16 protein-coding genes are annotated in these 19,019 nt (G+C 72.9%); 10 read left to right on the top strand and 6 right to left on the bottom strand.

Annotation, left to right across the window (positions count from 1 at the left end):
* Nucleotides 1–43: 43 nt before the first annotated feature.
* Genes POL72_RS09645 through POL72_RS09635 form a run of 3 tightly spaced genes read left to right on the top strand, consistent with a single transcriptional unit; the run spans nt 44 to nt 2,990 of the window.
* The gene (locus POL72_RS09645; protein WP_272094754.1) at nt 44–1,021 is read left to right on the top strand and encodes an MbnP family copper-binding protein; all 978 of its coding nucleotides are present in this window, start codon (nt 44–46) and stop codon (nt 1,019–1,021) included.
* A gap of 5 nt (nt 1,022–1,026) precedes the next feature.
* Nucleotides 1,027–2,298, top strand: coding sequence for a methanobactin export MATE transporter MbnM (locus tag POL72_RS09640; RefSeq protein WP_272094752.1), 1,272 nt, complete (start codon nt 1,027–1,029; stop codon nt 2,296–2,298).
* A complete protein-coding gene (locus tag POL72_RS09635) occupies nt 2,295–2,990 on the top strand; it encodes a hypothetical protein (RefSeq protein WP_272094751.1) in 696 nt (231 codons plus the stop codon). The genes POL72_RS09640 and POL72_RS09635 overlap by 4 nt, the downstream gene beginning before the upstream one ends.
* A gap of 42 nt (nt 2,991–3,032) precedes the next feature.
* Here the strand turns inward: POL72_RS09635 and POL72_RS09630 are convergent, their stop codons facing one another.
* Entirely contained in the window at nt 3,033–4,049 is a 1,017-nt protein-coding gene (locus POL72_RS09630; RefSeq protein ID WP_272094750.1) for a hypothetical protein, read from the bottom strand.
* Nucleotides 4,050–4,361: 312 nt separating this feature from the next.
* Between POL72_RS09630 and POL72_RS09625 the strand changes: the two genes are divergently transcribed.
* Genes POL72_RS09625 through POL72_RS09605 form a run of 5 tightly spaced genes read left to right on the top strand, consistent with a single transcriptional unit; the run spans nt 4,362 to nt 9,209 of the window.
* On the top strand, nt 4,362–4,946 hold the full coding sequence (locus POL72_RS09625; RefSeq protein ID WP_272094749.1) for a hypothetical protein: 585 nt from the start codon (nt 4,362–4,364) through the stop codon (nt 4,944–4,946).
* Between the two features lie 54 nt (nt 4,947–5,000).
* The gene (locus POL72_RS09620; RefSeq protein WP_272094748.1) at nt 5,001–6,779 is read left to right on the top strand and encodes an OmpA family protein; all 1,779 of its coding nucleotides are present in this window, start codon (nt 5,001–5,003) and stop codon (nt 6,777–6,779) included.
* A 3-nt stretch (nt 6,780–6,782) separates the two neighbouring features.
* Entirely contained in the window at nt 6,783–7,304 is a 522-nt protein-coding gene (locus POL72_RS09615; RefSeq protein ID WP_272094747.1) for a Rab family GTPase, read from the top strand.
* Complete coding sequence (locus tag POL72_RS09610; protein WP_272094746.1) at nt 7,304–8,446, top strand: sensor histidine kinase; 1,143 nt, start codon at nt 7,304–7,306, stop codon at nt 8,444–8,446. The genes POL72_RS09615 and POL72_RS09610 overlap by 1 nt, the downstream gene beginning before the upstream one ends.
* A gap of 4 nt (nt 8,447–8,450) precedes the next feature.
* A complete protein-coding gene (locus tag POL72_RS09605; protein WP_272094745.1) occupies nt 8,451–9,209 on the top strand; it encodes a response regulator in 759 nt (252 codons plus the stop codon).
* 46 nt (nt 9,210–9,255) lie between these two features.
* Here the strand turns inward: POL72_RS09605 and POL72_RS09600 are convergent, their stop codons facing one another.
* From POL72_RS09600 to POL72_RS09590, 3 genes are all read right to left on the bottom strand, one after another.
* Entirely contained in the window at nt 9,256–10,008 is a 753-nt protein-coding gene (locus POL72_RS09600; protein WP_272094744.1) for a sulfite exporter TauE/SafE family protein, read from the bottom strand.
* A gap of 159 nt (nt 10,009–10,167) precedes the next feature.
* A complete protein-coding gene (locus POL72_RS09595) occupies nt 10,168–10,410 on the bottom strand; it encodes a hypothetical protein (protein ID WP_272094743.1) in 243 nt (80 codons plus the stop codon).
* A 154-nt stretch (nt 10,411–10,564) separates the two neighbouring features.
* Nucleotides 10,565–13,291 carry a vWA domain-containing protein gene (locus tag POL72_RS09590; protein WP_272094742.1) on the bottom strand — a complete coding sequence of 909 codons (2,727 nt, stop codon included), beginning with the start codon at nt 13,289–13,291 and terminating at the stop codon, nt 10,565–10,567.
* Between the two features lie 227 nt (nt 13,292–13,518).
* Between POL72_RS09590 and POL72_RS09585 the strand changes: the two genes are divergently transcribed.
* Entirely contained in the window at nt 13,519–15,930 is a 2,412-nt protein-coding gene (locus POL72_RS09585; protein ID WP_272094741.1) for a protein kinase domain-containing protein, read from the top strand.
* 234 nt (nt 15,931–16,164) lie between these two features.
* Here POL72_RS09585 and POL72_RS09580 read toward each other — a convergent pair whose 3' ends face one another.
* Nucleotides 16,165–17,031, bottom strand: coding sequence for a hypothetical protein (locus POL72_RS09580; protein ID WP_272094740.1), 867 nt, complete (start codon nt 17,029–17,031; stop codon nt 16,165–16,167).
* An 846-nt stretch (nt 17,032–17,877) separates the two neighbouring features.
* On the opposite strand from POL72_RS09580, the gene POL72_RS09575 reads away from it, so the two are divergent.
* Nucleotides 17,878–18,009 carry a hypothetical protein gene (locus tag POL72_RS09575; protein WP_272094739.1) on the top strand — a complete coding sequence of 44 codons (132 nt, stop codon included), beginning with the start codon at nt 17,878–17,880 and terminating at the stop codon, nt 18,007–18,009.
* Nucleotides 18,010–18,615: 606 nt separating this feature from the next.
* On the opposite strand, the gene POL72_RS51630 is transcribed toward POL72_RS09575, so the two are convergent.
* Entirely contained in the window at nt 18,616–18,930 is a 315-nt protein-coding gene (locus tag POL72_RS51630; RefSeq protein WP_373372166.1) for a DUF6968 family protein, read from the bottom strand.
* Nucleotides 18,931–19,019: the final 89 nt, after the last annotated feature.

Genomic DNA, 19,019 nt, shown 5'->3' with positions numbered 1-19,019 from the left:
ACGTGGCCTATCGTGGCGCGCATCGTTCCTCGGGAGGACGCTCATGGAATCCGGTCTTCGTGCATCACGGCTCTGGTTCCCGCTGGTCGGGGCGGTGCTCGCGCTCATGGCGTGCGGCGACGATGATGTGGTGAACCCTCTCGACGGGGCGTCGACCTCGACGGGCGTCGGTGGCGGCGCGGGAAGCGGCGGTGACGGCGGGGCTGGCGGTGGCAGCGGCGGGGCTGACGGCGGCGGGGGGAGCGGCGACGCCGAGACGATCGCTGTCGAGCTGCAGTTCGAAGGCCGCGTCCGCGACGAGGTGTTCTCCTGCAGCGAGACGTACGCTGTCGGCAGCGCCTCGACGGAGGTGGGGCTGAACGATTTCCGCCTCTACATCCACGACGTGCGCCTGCGCCGCGCGGACGGCGAGGAGGTGCCGCTCTCGCTCGATCAGGACGGGCTGTGGCAGGTCCAGGACGTCGCGCTGCTTGATTTCGAGGACCGATCGGGCACCTGCGCCAACGGGACGGAGGAGACGAACGGCGTGGTGCGCGGGACGGTCCCGGTCGGGGACTACGACGGGCTGTCGTTCAAGCTGGGCGTCCCGTTCGACCTGAACCACGGCGACGCGTCGGTCGCGCCGTCGCCGCTCAACCTGACGGGGCTGTTCTGGAGCTGGAACGACGGGTACAAGTTCCTGCGCCTCGACAGCGTCTCCACGGCAGACGACAAACCGTTCCTCGTGCACATCGGGAGCACTGGCTGCGTCGCCGACGCGGGCGGCAAGGTGACCGCGTGCGATCACCCCAACATCGCCGAGATCGCCTTCCAGGACATCGACCCGCTCACGACGAAGGTGCTCGTCGACTATGCGGCGCTCGTCTCGGACAGCGACCTGTCGGCGAGCGCCGACGACATCCCCGGCTGCATGTCGGATCCGTCGGATTCCGAGTGTCTACCGCTCTTCACCCATCTCGGCATCGACAGCACCGACGGCTCGCCGCGGCCCGACCAGCAGTCGTTCTTCAGGATAGAATAGGCGCCATGGCGATGTTCGCTACGATGACCGCTCTCCGCCGTTCTGCGATCTCCTCTGCCCTCGCTGCGCTCGCGGCCCTCTGCTGTGCCTGCGGCGACGGCGATCGGCCGCAAGGCGTCGGCGGGTCGACAGGAGAGGGCGCCGGTGGGTCGACGGGGGAGGGCGCCGGCGGCCAGGGCGGCGGTGGCCATGGGGGAGGCGGCGCGAGCGCCTACGCGTGGGGGCTGCCGACGGGCTTTCCGGTGCCCAAGGTCCCCGAGGACAACCCGATGTCGTCGGTGAAGGTCGAGCTCGGCAGGCGGCTGTTCTACGACGTGCGCCTGTCCGGCAACGACACGTACTCGTGCAGCTCGTGCCATCGCCAGGAGCTCGCGTTCACCGACGGCCTTGCGAACGCCAAGGGTTCGACCGGCCAGCTGCACTCGCGCAGCTCGATGAGCCTGGCCAACGTCGCTTACCTCACGACGCTGACCTGGGCGAATCCGCTCGTCGACGCGCTCGAGGAGCAGGCGCTCCTCCCGATGTTCGGCGAGACGCCTGTCGAGCTCGGGCTCGCCGGCATGGAGGACGAGCTGCTGGAGCGGCTACAGGGCGAGCCGGTCTACCAGGATCTCTTTCCCGAGGCCTTCCCCGGCGACGACGAGCCCCTCCGCCTCGCGAACATCACGAAGGCGATCGCGGCGTTCGAGCGATCGCTGCTCTCGTACCGCGCGCCTTACGACCGTTACCGGTACGGCGGCGACCCGTCCGGGATGTCCGACGCGGCGCTGCGCGGGATGGATCTCTTCTTCTCCGAGAAGCTGGAGTGCTTCCATTGCCACGGCGGCTTCAACCTGTCGGACTCGGTGGAGCACGACGGCACCACCTTCACGGAGGTGATGTTCCACAACACGGGGCTCTACAACATCGACGGCAACGGCGCTTACCCGGAGGGCAACGGGGGAGTCTACGAGATCTCCCACAAAGAGGCGGACATGGGCCGGTTCCGCGCGCCCACGCTGCGGAACATCGCCCTCACGGCGCCGTACATGCACGACGGCAGCATCGAGACGCTCGAGGGGGTGCTCGACCATTACGCCGCCGGAGGGCGCACGATCGAGGCTGGCCTCCCCAACGCCGGTGTGGGCAGCGAGAACAAGTTCAAGAGCGAGCTCATCAGCGGGTTCGATCTCACAGAAGAGGAGAGAGCGGACGTGATCGCCTTCTTGCAAACCCTGACGGACGACGAGTTTCTGAAGGACCCGCGCTTCGCGGATCCCTGGACGGAGGCGCCGTGAGCCGAAGGCCCTTCCTGAGCCGGGCGCTCCTCGTGCCCGCGCTGGCGGCGCTCGTATCGGCCGCGATGTACACCGGGGCGTGCGGCCACAGCCACGACCACACGTCGAGCGGGACATCGTCCGACTCGAGCCTGGATGACGTCATCTTCGAGGGCGGCGCGACCGACGAGGCCCTCGAGGAGCTGCTCGCGGTGGACCCGAAGGACGAGCCCTCGCAGGGCACGGTGTTCGACGCGCCCGAGGACGGGGCGATGCTCCCTGGCGACGCCGCGCCGGAGCTGACCTTCCATGTGGCGGGCGCGGCGCAGCGGACGACGCCTCGGGCCGCGCCGGATCTGCAGCTCGCGGCGGCCGCCGCGCCGGGGGCGCGGGAGCTCGCCGCAACGAGGGCGTCGATCGCCGCGGAGCTCGGGGCGCTCCTTGGGCCGGCGCGCGCCGCCTGGGCTCACGGGACACCCATCAACGGGCGCGCTTACTTCCTGGTCTTCACCACGGCGGAGCGCGAGCTGCTGCTCCGGGTGTTCACGACCAAGCTGAGCTATACGCCGGACGCGGCGGCCTGGGACAAGCTCCGCGCTGCCGGCGTACCGATCACGGTCAGCGTGATCAGCGCGCTGTTCGAGAACAACCGCATCGCGCAGGGCGGCGGTCCCTTCATGGGCGAGCCGGTCACCTTCACCGTCCTGCCCTGAGGCCGTCGCGCGGCGCTCGGCGCGCGGCGCGGCGGTGCCGGCTCAGGACGAGCGGGGGAAGATGAGCGTGTACGAGCCCGGCGCGGGGTTGAAGAGCACCGCCTTGTCCGGGTGCTTCTCCCTGTCGAAGTGGGGATACCACGGCAGCGCTCGCCAGGACTCCGACTCCTTGATGAACTCGCGGACGATGAGATCGAGCTCCACGTACTTGCCGCCGGTGATCGCGGAGAGCTCCGGTCCGAAGCTCCAGCGCTCGCGCCCAGGGCGCGGGGCGACGTCGTTGTGCAGCGCCCCGCCGTAGGCGATCACCATCTTTCCCGCGGCGTCCTCGCGGCCGAGCAGCGCCTTCGCCTCGGCGGCCGTCAGGCGCGCGATCATCTCGAGCATGGCCGTCACCGCGTCCGGCCCCGCGCGCACGATGGCGTCGACCTCCTGGCAGGAGGGCGTGAGCTGGTGGGGCCGGATGCCGAGCCGCTTCGCAGCGTGGCCGAGCGCGAGGAACTCGTCCTGGTTCTGCGCCGCCTGGCCCTGCGTGACCGCCCGCTGCTCCGCCTCGACCCGCGCCACCTGCTCCTTCCTGCAGCGCGGATCCACGGCCCAGAGCTCGACGATCAGGTCGGATGCGCGGCCGGCGAGCGCCGGCAGGAAGAGCTCCGTGAAGCGCCGGGTCGTCGAGGGGATGCCCTCCGAGCCTCGCTGTGCGTGCGCCTCGCCCACCGCGAGCACGCGCGGGCCGCTCTCGAGGACGTGGGCGAACGCCTGGGCCGGCGTATCGAAGGCGAGGCAGCCCAGCGCGCCGCAGGGCGCCGGCGCAGGGGAGGCCGCGGCCGCGGGGGCGGCGGTCTGCGCGACGGGCGGCGGCGGGGAGGCCGGGGGCGAGCTGGAACCCGAGGCGGCGGCGCTCGCAGAAGGAGCGCCGCCGGCTGGCGCGCTCGCGGAAGGAGCGCCGCCGGCTGGCGCGCTCGCGGAAGGAGCGCCGCCGGCCGGAGCGCTCGCGGAAGGAGCGCCGCAGGCGGCGAGGAAGGCCGCGGCTACCAGCGAGGTTCGCGGAGTTCGCATGGAGGCATCTTACCGGGCTCCGAGAGCTCCTGTTCGGCGCGGCGCCTCGGAGCAGCCGAGCGGCTCCCCGGCCGAGTCGCGGCCGCCCGGAGGCTCTCGCAAGGGCTACCCGCAGCCGGGGTGCTGACCCATGTTGCGCAGCGCGTGACGTGATGAGCGAGGGGCATCGTGTCCAGACGGAAGAGAAAACCTGGGGGAGCGCGCTCAGTGAGGCGTCGCGAGCGCGACGAAGCGATGCGAGAGCGCGATGAGGAGCGAGCTCGGCTTGCAGAACGCGACACGCGCGGAACGCAGGGAGAGGGGGGCTTCATCATGACCATGAGGACGAGCGGGCGGGCGGAGCACGAAGCCGCCGCAGGACACGCAGAGTCCGCGATCACCAACAGCCTGGAGCAGGTGCGCGACATCCTGTGCGGCGCCCAGTTCCGCGAGTTCGCTCGCCGGCTCTCGCACACCGACGCTCAGGTCGCCGCCCAGGCGGAGGAGCTGCGGAGCGAAGCGCGGCGGCGTCTGGACATGCTGGAGGCGCACATGCGCAGCGAGGTCGAGGCGCTCAACGCGTCGATCGAGGCCCAGCGCGTGGCCGCCGACGGCGCGCTCGGCAGCGTCGCGCGCGAGTCGCGGGAGGCGCTCGAGCTGATCGCGCAGCGGGTCCAACGGCTGGAGGAGCTCGTGGCGCGCACGCAGCGCGAGCTCCGGCAACAGCTGCTGGATCAGTCCAAATCGTTCCTCGACGAGACGCGGCGCACGCGGAGCGAGCTCAGCGCGATGCTCGAGCGCGAGCTGGCCGCCGTGTGGGCCGACGGCGCCGACGCGATCGCGGCGGCGCCGCGCGAGGCGGCGGCGGAATCGGAGCGGTACCAGAAGGCGGAGCGCCGCTCGGACGAGGCCGCGTGAGGCGGCCGCGCCGCTCCGGCCGGCGGAGCGAGCGCGGCGGTCTGGAGAAGAACGATGCGAGAGCCGAGAGCGCGACGCGGGGCGCCTCCGCCGAAACAGACGCTCGAAGACCTCCGCCCCCTGCTCGTGGGCCCCGAGCAGCACCGGATCCAGCGGATCGAGGAGCGGCTCGACCAGTCGATGGTCGAGATGGTCGCGGGGGCGCTGCCCGAGGCGGTGATCGAGAGCCGCAAGAAGGGCGAGGCGCTCTCGTGGGCGCTGGAGCCGCTCCTCACCGGCGCGATCGAGGAGCGCGTGCGCCGGGACCCGGGATCGTTCGCGGACGCGATCTCCCCCGCCATGGGGCCGGCCATCCGCAAGGCCGTGCGCTGCGCTCTCCGGGCGATGATCCAGCGCCTCAACGAGGCGGCCGCCCTCGGCCTGTCCTGGCGGAGCGTGCGCTGGCGCGTCGAGGCGCGCCGAACGGGGCGCCCCTTCGCGGAGGTGGTGCTCCTCCGCTCGATGGTCTACCGGACCGAGCAGCTCTTCCTTGTCCACCGCGGGACGGGGCTCGTCCTCGAGCACCTCAGCGCCGACGAGATCCCCTACAGGGATCCCGATCAGGTCACGGCGATGCTCACCGCCATCGACGCGTTCGCCCACGACGCGTTCCGGACCGACGCGCAGCTGGAGCGCTTCCGCGTCGGCGATCTGACAGGGTGGGTCGAGCACGGCCCGTCGGCGCTCCTCGTGTCCATCGTGCGCGGCGTGGCGCCGCCCGCGTACGGGCTCGTCCTGTGCGAGACACTGGAGCGCGTCCACCTCGCGTACGGCGGTGAGCTCGCCGGCTTCCGCGGCGATCGGACGCCGTTCTCGGGCGCCCGCGAGCTGCTCTCGCGCTGCCTCCAGCAGCAACGCCAGCCGGTCCCGCGCCGAGCTCGGGCCTTGCTCGCGGCGGCCGCGGTGCTGGCCGGGGTCGTCGCGACCGCGCTCGTCTTCCGGGTGCGCGCCTCGCAGGAGGATCAGCGCCGCTTCGAGGGCTGGGACGAGGCGCTGCAGCGCGAGCCCGGCCTGCTGGTCACCGCGGCGGAGCGGCGCGCCGGCCAGGTCGCCTTCACGGGGCTCCGCGATCCGCTCGCCGCGGACCCGAGGGTCGTGCTCGAGCGCGGCGGCCCTGTGCCCCCGGGGGTCGCCCTGCGCTTCGAGCCCTTCTATTCGCTCCACCCGCAGATCGTCGAGCGCAGGGTGGCGCGCATGCTGGAGCCGCCGCCCGGGGTCGCCCTGGCGCTGCGCGGCGGCGTCGTCGTGGCCAGCGGGGTCGCGCCCGAGCGCTGGATCGAGCGCGCGCGCTGGTCGGCGGCGGTGCTCCCGGGCGTCTCGGGGTTCGACGGCGAGCGCCTGACGGCCCAGGAGTCGATCGACCGCGCGCGCGCGGCGGCGCGGGCCCTCGAGGCGATGGAGCTCCTCTTCCGCCGCGGCGCCGCGCGGCTCTCCGGCGAGCAGGCCGCGCGCATCGACGCCGTCGCGGCCGCGGCTCTGCGGCTGATCGCGCGCGCGCGCGAGGCCGGCATGACCGCCGACATCCGCGAGATCGGCTACGCGGACTCCGCCGGATCGGAGGCGTCGAATCGAGCGCTCAGCCAGGCCCGCGCGGAGCACGTCGCGGCCGAGCTCGCTGCGCGGGGGATCCCGGCGGATCGCCTGCGAGCGAGCGGCGGTGGACTGCGGCGTGAGCTCCTGCCCCCGTCCTGCTCCGGGGGCGCGGCCGGGGCCAGGTGCCTCGCCGGCGCGGACGAGCGCCGCGCGCGCAGCGTGATCTTCCTTGTGGACCTGCGCGCCGAGAGCAAGGACTGAGTCATGGCGGAGAGACGCAAGGTCTGCGTGCTGGGCGCGACGGGGGTCGGCAAGACAAGCCTCGTCGCCCGCTTCGTGCGCAGCATCTTCTCCGACTCTTACCGGACGACCATCGGCGTGACGATCGAGGCACGGCGCGTGAAATGCGATGAAGGCGAGCTCGACCTCATCCTCTGGGATCTGAGCGGAGAGGACGAGTTCCAGGCCGTCCAGACGTCGTACCTGCGCGGCTCCGCGGGCTGGCTCCTCGTCATCGACGGCACGCGGCGCCTCACGGCGGAGACCGGGCTCCGCCTCTACACCGCTGCGCGGACGATCGTCGGAGAGGTCCCGGCCGTCGTCGTCCTGAACAAGGCCGATCTCACCGCGGCGTGGGAGATCGACGACGCCATCGAGGCCAGGCTGAGGAGGGCGGGCCTCTGGATCACGAGGGCGAGCGCCAAGACCGGCGCCGGGGTCGAGGGCGCGTTCAACGCGCTGACGCGCGCCATGCTGGCGAGCGAAGCGCCTTCGTTGCGGGGTTGATGGACGTGGACACGTGGCTCCTCGCGGCGCTGGACAAGCTCGTCCTCGAGCGTTTGCACGACGGGACCTTCGTCATCCGCGGCGAGCCGCCGCCGTGGTTCCGCCGGCTCGGGTTCGCGCCGCCGTGGCGCGACTCGCCGCTCTCGATCGATCGCGCGCTGCCCTTTCTGGAGGTGTTCCTCGCCGAGGCGGAGCGGGCCTGGTCCGTGGAAGGAGCGCCGAGCGTGCAGTCCGACTTCTGGACGCAGATGATCGGCGACGACGAGGCGCTCCACCTCGAGGCGACGGCGCTCCGCGTGGGCGCGTCGCGGCTGCTCGTGATCACCCGGAACGACGCGCTGTTCCAGGAGCGCCGCCGCGTCCTCCAGCGGGCGCGCGAGCTTCGCCTCGTCCACGAGGCGCTGTCGCGCGAGGTCGAGCGCAAGGACGTCCTCGTCCACTGCATCGTTCACGACCTCTCCGGCCCGCTGAACAGCCTCCTCGGCGCGCTGTCCCTGCTGGGAGAGCAGCCGCTCCCGGAGAAGAGCGGCGCGCTCGCCGCGGTCGCGTTGAAGGCCGCCCTGCGCCAGCGCGAGCTGATCCGGGAGATCCTCGACGTGTTCACCGCCGAGGGCATGGCGTCCGACGCCTCCAGCGGCGACCTCGCCGCGGTGGTCGACGTGCGCGGCACCGTGGCCCGGGTCGTCGAGGCGCTCCTGCCCATGGCGCGCAGCCGGGGGGTGCGCCTGGACGCGCCGCCGGAGATCGGCCGCGCGCAGCCGTGCGCCGTCGTCGGTGAGGAGCGCAGGCTCGCGCGCGTGGTCTCCAACCTCGTCGAGAACGCGCTCCGCTTCACGCCCGCGCGCGCGTCGGTGCGGGTCGCCGTGCACGACGATGCCAGCTGGGCTCGCGTGACGGTGGAGGACGACGGGCCTGGCGTCTCGCCTGCCATCGCGCCGCGCCTGTTCCAGAAGTTCGCGCACGGCGGCGACCCCGGCGCGGGCAGCGGCCTCGGGCTCTACGGCGCCCGGATCGCGGTGGAGCGGTGGGGCGGGGCGATCGGGTACGAGGCGCGGCCGGAGGGAGGGGCGAGGTTCTGGCTCCGGTTGCGGCGCGTCGGCGCCGCGGGCGAGGCGGGCGGCGGCGGGGCGCAAGGGGAGTGATGCCATGGCCAAGCTCATGCTGGTCGACGATGACTCGGGGACGCTCGCGTGGATGGCCGAGGCGCTGCAAGGCGCGGCGTACGACGTCCGGACCGTGCGTGGCGGGAGCGCGGCGCTGGAGCTGCTCCGGACGTGGACGCCGGACCTCATCCTGGCCGACTTCCTGATGCCCGAGATGGATGGCTTCGCCTTCAACCGGCTCGTGCAGTCGCGCGAGCGGGTGCCCGTGATGCTCGTCTCCGTCGTGAACAAGCCGGCAGAGGCGATCCTGCGAGGGGTCGCCGGCTACGTGCGCAAGCCCGTCACCGCGGGGGAGCTCCGCGCCGCCGTCGAGCGCGTGCTCGGCGCCGTCGAGGGGGTCGCCATCCTCGTCGTGGACGACGACGCGGACATCCGGGAGTGTTACCGGCTGATCCTCGAGCCGCGCTTCAGCGTGCTCGAGGCCGAGAACGGGCGCGACGCCCTCGAGCTGCTCGCGCGCGAGCCCGTGGCGCTGGCCATCGTGGACGTCCACATGCCCGTCATGAACGGGGTGGAGTTCATCCGCGCGATGCGCGACGACGCGAGGTTCTGCACGATCCCGGTCGTGGTGCAGACGAGCGACCGCGCGGCCGCGCGCGCGCCCGTCTGGACCGATCTGCACGTGGCGCAAACGATCCTGAAGGACGAGTTCCTCGACTGGCTCATGACCCAGATCGACGCGCACCTCGCGCCGGCGCCGCAGCGCGAGGCCGAGCGCGCCTGGTCGACCGCGAGCCGGTGAGCGCCGGGCGTCGCTCCGGCGGAGAGCGCGGCCCGCCCGGGCGCCGTCAGCCTGGCGTCCACTGCGGGTGGGCAGTGAACAGCCCGGACCCGAAGCTGATGTCGTAGGCCAGGAACAGGCCGAAGCCCACGCTGAGGAGGCTGGCGGCGGCGCCGAAGGCGTTGTGAATCCCGCTGGTGCGAGCGCGCGCATAGGCGAACGGCAGCGCGAGCACCCCGGTGATGAGCGTCATTCCGGCGATCGTGCCCACGCCGAACAGCGCGATGTAGCCGATGCCCCACCGCGGGTCGCGCACCGTGGTGAGCACGAGGAGCGCCACCGCGGCCGAGCCCGCGAGGCCGTGGACCACGCCGATGAGCAGCGGCCGCAGGCTCGCATAGACGCGCGAGCCGCCGAACACGCGATCCGCCCAGCCGAGGTCGTGCCGGTGGCCGTCGTGGTGAGCGACATGCTTCACCGGAGCAACGTCGTGGGCCGGCGGCTCGCCCCGGCGGACCGCCCGGTAGAGCCGCGCCAGGTGGAACACCCCGAGGCCGATCAGCATCAGGGCGACGGTGAGCTCCATGGCCAGGCCGACGTGCGGCGGCACCACGAGCCCGAAGAGCAGGATGGCGCCGCCGATCACCATCAGCGTGAGTGTGTGGCCGACGCCCCACATCGCGCCGATCATCAGCGCCGTCCCGAGGCTCCGCACCCGACTCACGACGGTCGCCACCGCGATCACATGGTCCGCGTCGGTCGCGTGGCGCATTCCCAGAGAGAAGCCGAGGAGCAGCAGCGGAAACGCCGAGGCGAACATGCCCCGTCTCGTAGCACGGACGGCGAGCGTCGTGCCACGCCGTGCACGGCCGCCTGCTCCCGTCTCCCGGCCGGCTCGCTAGCGTGGCTCGTGCTCTCCTGGCCGTCTGGAGACGCCCACCAGTCCACGGGGCGACGAGCGCTGTTTCAGTCCAGCATGTCAGTTCGCGCGGTCTCGACTGCGCGCGTCGATGGCCTGCTGCATCCAGACCGCGTCTTCTTCCGCTTGCTTCAGGCCATGCATCATCTGCTGGCGCAGCACCCCCGTGGTCTGACGGATACCCCGTCGAAAGACATCGGCCGCGCGCTCGTGGACGACCTTGAGCCATGGGGCAAGGTCGCGCTTGTCGAGCGGCCCTGGTGCGTCCAGGACGGTGATGCAGGCATCGATGGCCTCGCGCATGGATCGGGACTCGAGCGCGTCGGCGAAAGCGGAGAACTGGAGCAGCGACTCTCGCAGCGCAGCGCGTCCGGTCGATGAGACTCTGTCTGTCATGGCCGCGCTCAGCCTACCACCTGGGCGACACCTCCGCCCGTGAGCGCGCTGCGATTGCGCGTCAACGCAGGCGGGATCGCCCCGCCGTCTCCAGCAACATCGCGAGCACGAGCGGATCGCCGAGGCCTTGCTCTGCGCCCATGTGCGCGCGGAGGCGCGACAGGCGCGCCGCGTCCTCCAGGAACAGCGGCTCGTTCAGCCGGGTCGCAGCCTCGCGCAGGATGCCCTCGCGCTCGGAGAGGAGCGCTGCGGCGCCGGCGCGATCGCCGCGCGCCACGCGGGCAGCGGCGTCCGCGAGCGACTCGCCCGCGGCGAAGCCCTGGAGCGTGCGCGCCATCGACGGGTCGACGGACGCCGCGCTGGCGGCGTCGCTGTCCGCATAGCGCACCTCGATGGGGATCTCCTCGATCACGTTCTTTCTGGAGAGCCGATCTTTGTACTTGAGCTCGACGGTCGCGACGGCTCGCTTCCCCGCGCCGGGGCCGGCGCTCAGCTTGAACAGCAGCGCGTGCCGATCATCGCGGGCGAACACAGGCATGAAGAAGCGCATGCCGCCCTCGGCGTCGTCGCGTCGGTCGGCCGCGATCCGGTCCCGCGACAGGGCGGCGACGTCAGCCGCGATCTCCTGGGCGCGGACGCGGGAGGCCTCGGCTTCGTCCAGCCGGCGCGAGCCGTAGACGCGGAGCAGATCGACGCCCGCCTTCAGGCGCACGCGCACCTCGACCGCTGTCGCGACCGGGTCGAGGCGCTTGTCGAGCTCTGTCGACAGCGCGGGCGCGATCTGCTCCGGGTGTCGCAGGTAGTAGTAGCCGCCGGCCCCGTCGCTCGCGATCGAGCTCATGAGCTGGCCATCGAAGTCGTCGCCGAGCCCGAGCGCGCTCGTCTGGATGCCGCGCTGGAAGGCGTCGAGGGCGAGCCGCGCCAGGCGCTCGCCGTGGGTGAGGCCGCTCGTCGCCCGGCCGTCGGAGACGAGCAGCACCACGCGCACGGCGTCCTCGGGGATGCCCGGCCGGCTCGCCTGCGCGTAGCCCAGCGAGAGCCCCGCGCCGATGTTGGTGCCGCCGCCCTCGCGGAGCCCCTCGATGGCGCGGCGGATCGCCGCGCGGCGCGGGCCGACAGGGCCGTCCTCGATCACCTCCTCGGCGTCGCTCGAGAAGGTGGTGAGCGAGAAGTCGTCGGTCGGCGCGAGCCGATCGACGAGCGCCTGCGCCGCGCGGCGGGCGCTGTCGATCGGCGCGCCGGCCATCGAGCCGCTCGTGTCGAGGACGAGGTGCACCGAGAGGTGCGGCCGCGCGGGCGCCGCCGCCGCCGCGGAGCGGAGCGCGAGGCGCAGGTGGAAGGCGCCGCCGCCCGGGCCGAGCGCGGCGCGCTCCAGGTCGGTGCGCAGGCCGAGCGCCTTGTCGGGGGCGAGCGGGACCTCCGGGGCGTAGCGGGCGGCGACGTCGCCGACGAGCTCGCGCTCCGCCGCGGGCACGACGCCGCGCGCGAGGGCGGCCTCGAACGCGGCCAGGTGACCGCCCCCGGGCCGGTACGTGGTGGCGAAGCGGCCGTTCGGATCGAGGGCGACCTCGGGCTCCGGCGCGTAGGCGGCCGCGCTCCGCGCCGAGACCGGCGGCGAGGAGGCGCCGGCGCGCCCGTGGCCGCTCCCGAACCCCTGGCCCGTCCCGGCGCCCGCGCCGTGCCCGATCGTCCCGATGGAGCCGCCCCCGAGCGCCGCGCCGTCGCCGGCGGGACCTCCGTAGCCGAAGAGGGGGAGGCCCGCGCCGCCTGCGGAAGACGCGGCGCCGTCGAGCCCCCACGCCGCCGTGGGCGCGCTCGGATCGCCGCCGCCCCCGGCGTTGAGCAGCCCGATCATCCCGAACTCGGCCGCGTCGCGCAGCGCCTGCTGCTGCGCCACGTGCGGATCGGGGCTGTCGCTCGGGCCCTGGACCCCCCACCTGTTCCCCGTCGCTCCCGCGCGCGGCGTGGACGACGATGGGTGGCCCATCGACCCTTCCTCGCCTCTCGCCCTCGTCCCTGTGCCGCCCTCCTTCGCGTCGGCGGAGGGCTCCGCGGCGCGCTCGCCCTCGCGCTCGAGCATCTCGCGCTCGTCCGCGGACGCGAGGTACTGCTGCACGAGCGCGATCCGATCCGCGCTCATGCCGGTGGATGGGTCGACGAGGGGCGGCGCCCAGCGCGCGAGGGCGCCGAGGAGCCCGAGGTGCAGGGCCGCCGAGGCGGCGTGGAGGGCGAGGCTCTTCCGGCTCACGAGCGAGCGGCCCACGCGCTCACCCGCCGCGGCATCGGCGCGGATCTGGATCCGCACGCCCGCGATCTCGACGTCCACGCGGCCTTGCGCGGGGAGGGGCACGAGCGTGGCCCCGGGGATCGCCGCGCGCGCCGCGCGCTCCACGCCGACATGCAGCTCCCGCGCCGCGGCCGCGGACAGCGGCGCGCCGCCGGGGGTGAGCGTGAGCGTCCCCGTCGCGGCGCTCGGCAGGACGAAGCCGACGCGCCCGGCGCCGTCGACCTCGAGGAGCGGCGCGCGGCGCGCGCCGAGCACGCGCTCGGGGAGGAAGCAGTCGCACGGGCGCCCGTCGCTGCGCCCCTCGCCGACGTCGAACGCGCGCGGCGGCGTCAGGTGCCGGACGAAGAGCACGGTCGCGCCCCAGGAGATGACGATCTCCACGGAGCGCACCGGGCCTTCGGCCTCGCCGGCGCTCGCCGCGTCGGGCTGCCTCGCGGCGGTGAGGTTCGGATCGGTTGCGGCGCCGCCATCCCCGGCGTCCGTCGTGTTCGCGCTGGGCATAGATCTCCCCTGTGCGCCGCGCGGAGCGGCGCGCTCACGTCCTCGGGAACCGCGCGGAGGACGCGCGGATCCGCGTCCTTCAGGCGGGCGCTCGGCCGCGCTGGCCGGCTGTCCGTCGTGCCTGCGGAATGACAGCGGCGGCGCCGGGAGGTTCCGGGGCTCGAACCTCACGCGCCGCGGCAGCGCCTGTGCTCCTCCCCTCCCCGGCGAGGTACTCTCGCCGCTCGATGACGCGCAACGTCCTGCTGCTGGAGCCCATCGCCACGGAGCGCGACTACATGGCCGAGGTGCTGCGGGGAGCCGGATGGTCCGTCTGCACGCCTCCCAGCGCGCGGCCCACGCCCGAGGACTGCGCGGCCGCCGATGTCATCGTCGCCGATCTGGACCGCGCCGCGGTCGAGGGCTGGGTCCGCGCGGCCGATCGGACGCCGCCGCCCGCGCGGCTCATCGTCACGTCGCGGTTCCGCGGCTTCCTGGAGCGGATCCGCGGATACGAGCAGATCGCGGCGGTCGTCCACAAGCCGGTCACTGCGGAGGCGCTCCTCGGGGCGCTGCTCCCGTCGCCGGGCGACGGTCCTACCCTGAGCCACGGGCCGGCGGCCGGCGCCGCCGACCCCCTCGACGACCCCGCGCGCGACGCCGAGCTCGAGCGGCGAGGCCTGCGCAGCACGACGCCCGACCCCGAGCTCGTCGTCGTCGCCGAGCTCGTCGCGCGGGGCGTGGGCACGTCGGCCAGCGTCGTCACGATCATCGACTCGTCGAGGCAGATCTTCATCGGCGCGACCGGCCTCCCGCGCGACCTGTCGATCGCCGGCGGGACGCTGCGCTCGTGGTCGTTCTGCCAGCACGTCGCGCGCGACAACGCCCCGCTCATCGTCGAGGACGCCCAGGCGCACCCCGTGCTGTCCGAGAACCCGCTCGTGGCCATGAACCTGGTCCGCGCGTACGCCGGGTTCCCCGTCGTCCTCGAGGGGGTCGGGGCTGTCGGGAGCGTGTGCGCGGTGTCCAGCGAGCCCCGGCAGTTCGACGCGGGGAGCATCGCGACCCTCCAGCTCGCGGCCAGGCTGGTGAGCGAGCAGCTCGCGCGGCGCTCCGGCCTCTCGCCGAACGTGACCGAGTCGAACGAGCGGCCCACGTCGCAGCCTGCGCCGGAGAGCGCCGGCGCACCCGCGCCGCCCGCCCGGGGCGACGCGAGCGAGCTGCCCGTGCGGCTCGCCCCCGGCGATCTCGTGGACGACAAGTACTGGATCACCGCGATCCTGGGCGAGGGCGGCCAGTCGCAGGTCTACCTCGCGCGCGAGAAGCTCCTCGGCCAGCTCGTCGCGCTCAAGGTGGTCACGGAGCCGGACGACAGCGCGCTGCTCCGCGAGGCCGAGGCGCTCGTGCGGCTGAGGCACCCGAGCATCGTCCAGCTGTACGGCTGGGGGCGGCTCGACGGCGCGCGCATGTACCTCCTCCTCGAGTACGTCGAGGGAGAGACGATCCACCGCCACATCGTCGACCGCGCGCCGCAGGGCGGGTTCATGCCCCTCCACCAGGTCCTCTGCGTCGTCCGCCAGATCGCGGGCGCGCTCGCGAGCATGCACGCCGAGGGCTACGTGCACGCGGACGTCAAGCCGGGCAACATCCTCCTCGACACGCGGATCGAGCGGGCGGTGCTCATCGACTTCGGGCTCGGGGCCCGGCTGGGCAGCGAGCGGCCTCATCTCGTCGGCGGGACGCGCGGCTTCGCGGCGCCGGAGCAGCTGATCCCCGGGGCAGCCGACCCGCAGCCGGCGCTCGACACGTACGCCCTCGCGGCGGTCACCTACGCCATGCTGACGGGCAGGGCCCCGTTCGAGGCGGCGGGCACCTACGGCATCGTCGCGATGCAGCAGCGCGGGGAGATCACGGCCCTCTCGCGCGCACGGCCGGGGCTCTCCCCGAGCGTGGACGCCCTCTTCGCGCGGGCGCTCGAGCCGGAGCCGTCCCGGCGCATCGCTTCGCCTGTCGCCTTCTCCGACGCGCTCGCCGCCGCGCTCCTCTCGAGCCCGCTCCTCTCGGGCCCAGGTGAGCGCACGCAGGCCCCGATCCCGGCGCCGCACGACGGTGCGCCGCTGAGCCGCGGCCTGGCCTTCCGGCTCTGCAGGGCCGAGGCGGCGCGGCGGCTCGGCGAAGGGGGCGAGGCGCGCGTGTGGAGCGGCCTCGATCCGGCGGATCGCGACGCCATCGCCGCGGCGACCGACGACGCCGCGCTCTACCCGGTGGCGCCCCTCGTGGCCTACCTGCGCGCGCTCGGCGACGAGGCCCCCGGGACCGTGGAGGCTGCCGGCGGCGCGCTCGCGAGCGCGGCGCTCCCCGAGATGCTGCGCAGGCTCCAGGTCGCGCGGACGCCGGAGGCGCTGCTGGAGGTGGCGGGGCCGCTGCTCCGCCGGTTCCACGCGTGGGGGCGCGTCCAGGTCGAGCGCACGTCGACCCACAGCGCGAAGGTCGATCTCTGGTTGCCCGACGGGCTCGCGCCGGTGATGTGCCGCTACGTGAGCGGCTTCCTGCGGGCGCTGCTCGCCACGTCCACGTCAGGGTCCACCGCGCGCCTCCTCGAGCTGCGCTGCGGGGCCGGCAGCTCGGGGGCGTGCGTGCTGCAGGTCGGGTGGCGCTGAGCGGCGCGGATCGAAGAGCAGCGGCGAGGAGGTTGGATGAGGCGGGATCACCGCCCCTGCGATGGCCTACTCGAATGCGCTCTCCGGTCAGCGGCAGGTCAACCTGGTCTTCCCGGAGGAGAGCTCGGCCTTGGCGGAGCGCGACCGGTTGAGCCAGGCGCTCCTGCCGGAATGACGGAGAGATTGCGGCGGCTCCGCAGCGCTGGCCCGCCGCGTCCTCGATCCGGCGCGGCTTCAGACCGGCGCGCCTGTCGGCTCGACCGGCGCGGGCTCGGGCGGCGCGGGCTCGTCCGGCGCAGCGGCGCTGCCGCGGCGCTTCGGGCGGAGCCGCCGCAGGGCGTTGCGGAACGAGGTGGCGCCGAAGCGGCGCTTGACCTCGGGCATGTCCCAGCAAGCGTTGACGCCGGCGGCACGCGCCTCGTTCCCGAGCAGCGTGGCGTAGGTCACAATGGAGTTGCGGAGCACCATCGCCTCTTCCCGGTTGCGCAACCCGAGGATGCCGAGCAGGTCACGGCCGCTCACCTCGTCGAGCAGGGCGCTGCCTTCGCGCAGGAAGTCCTCGGTCAGGCCGACGGGCGCAAGGCGGGCCTGGTGCTGCTGGGCGAGCCGGAGCAGCATGGCGAGATCGCTGGTCTCCTCGGTGAGCGTGCCGCTCGTGTTCACGTCGGCGAACTGCTCGGCGACGTCCGGCTCGAACGCGAACGCCTGGTCGGCGAACGCCTTGAGGCGCGCGCGCCAGGGCCGGCTCGCCTTGATCACCTGGTCGATGGGCCGCACCTGATAGGCGCCGGTGCGCTTGCCCTCGCCGAACCAGAGGTTCGCCGTGTCGAGGAGCTGGATGGCGCCGCGGAGCAGCGCGCGACGCTCGGGGCCATAGGCCTTGCTCGCGAGCTGCGCCTCGTGCTGGACGACGGCCAGATAGAGGTCCCGGAGCTCCGTGAGGGTGGTCGAGACGGGTTGGCTCGGCTCCATCACCTCGCGGACGATGCGGTCCATCTCGGACCGCGCGGTATCGAGGAGGGCCTGGAACTCCGCGGGGGTCGCGACCGCGCGGGTCTCCTTCAGGACAGCGTGTTGTTCTTGTGAGAGTTCGATTCCCATAACCTACCTCCAGTGGGGGTGGCGAGCTGGCGAGCGTAACACCGCGGTAGAACTCGTCATGACACGGACGGGCTGGGTCGTCCGGAGAGCACGATGTCGACGCCGGGGGGGGCTGCGCCGGCGCGCCCGGGGCGCGTCCCAGCAGGCCGGGGCGCGAATCCAGCAGACCGTGGAGCGCGGCCAGCAGACCTGGAGTGCGGCCAGCGGGCCAGGAGTGCGGCCAGCGCCGCCGAGACGGCCAGGAATCGTGTCGGCCGGTCCGGGGAGGCGTACCAGCAGGTCCGAGAAAGCGTACCAGCAGGTCCGAGAAAGCGTACCAGCAGGTCCGGGGAGCCATACCAACAGCTCCGAGAAGGTGAACCAGCAGCTCCGAGAAGGTGAACCAGCAGCTCCGAGAAGGTGAACCAGCAGCTCCGAGAAGGTGAACCAGCAGCTCCGAGAAGCGTGCCAGCAGCTCCAGGGCGCGGTACCAGCAGGTCCGAGGAAGCGTACCAGCAGGTCCGAGGAGCCGTACCAGCGAGTGCTGGCACGCGTCCCGGGGTTGCTGGCGGAGCCGCCGGAGGTGCCGGCGCGGCGCCGGGCGACGCGGCGCGGACAGGGTAGAACGCGCATCGCCGACGGCCCGGATGGAGGTAGCGAAGACGACGCCCCGACCTGCGGGGCGATTCCCACCCCTGAGCCCCCGGAGTGAGATCATGCGACGCCTGCTCTACAACCCGATCCTCGCGCTTGTGCTGCTGCTCGAGTGCCCATCGCCCGCCGCGGCGGAGCCGCCGCTCCCGCGGCGCCCCCCGGCAGGAGCCCTGAATGGCGTCGAGCGGATAGCGCGGCCGCGGAACAGCGGGCATGGAGGTCGAGGTGCGCGTCGGCGAGATCGACGACGCGATGGGCTCACGACAGCGAAATATCGATCTCTGGGAACCCGACACAATCCATTTCGAGCCGCGAGAGCCGGCCAACTGCTTCAACTTTGGATAGCATCGTCGGGAGCAAGTAGAGCGCGCCATACAGCGCCTGAAATGCATCGACGCCGGCTCCATGGACTTATGTCTGTCTCCCGCCCCAGCGACTTCAACGTCAGCTTCCCAGCACAGGGCTGCTGGCCTGTATTCGGGCGCCCAGAGTCGCACCTGGATGTTTTCTTGGCTCCCGTTCGGTAGTGTCAGCGTGAGGGTGCGTTCAGCGATCGGGTCCGGCATGACCCCCAGCTAGCGACGGTGCCGTGCGGCGTCCAGGTCAGGGGTGACGACGCGTGCCCCTGGCCCGAGCTCCGCGCGCTGCCGGCAAGGGATCGAGGCGAGCTGGGCGGCGCCTTCTCCGCGGCAGCGCGGGCGCGGAAGTCGAGGTGGGCGTCGGCGATCTCGGCGCGGGCACCGTTCACATGGTCGGGCTCGCCCCCGAGGGCGGAGCGGCCGGCGTCGACGGCGCGGGCGCGCCGCGCGTGCCGTCGTTTCCCTCACCGGCGAGCTCGCCGCCATCGAGGTGGACGCCAGCGCGAGGCCGCCGTCTATGTTCAACTGGCTAGTTTGTGGTCAGCGGCTCGCCCTTGGTCCGGCCGCGCGTTCGCGCGTCAGCGCGCCGGAGTCACGGCGCAGTGAGTTTGAACTCTGGGAACCCGAGCCACTCCCCATCGAGCCACGAGAGCCGGCCCAAGTCCTCATACATGAGGAGCATCGATGGGATCAATTGAAGCGCGCAGTACAACGCCTGGAAAGCATCGATGCCGACGCCGTTGGTCTTATGGGTCTTCCCCGCTCCAGCGACTTCCACGTCAGCTTCCCAGAACGGAGCGGATGGCCTTGGCCTGTACTCGGGTGCCCACACTCGTACTCGGATGCTTCCTTGCGTCCCGCTCGGAAGTGTCAGCTCGATGGTACGTTGCGCGATCACGTCCGCCATGCCCCACCAGCTAGCGCGCTCGTCGGCGATGTCAAGCGCCCTAGCTCAACAGGAGCTGAGGCACTTACTCTGCCCATTTTGTCGCGCCT

Source organism: Sorangium aterium, from assembly GCF_028368935.1.
GTDB lineage: Bacteria > Myxococcota_A > Polyangia > Polyangiales > Polyangiaceae > Sorangium > Sorangium atrum.
The sequence above is the reverse complement of the archived record's forward strand: the minus strand, read 5'-3'. Positions and strand labels throughout refer to the sequence as shown.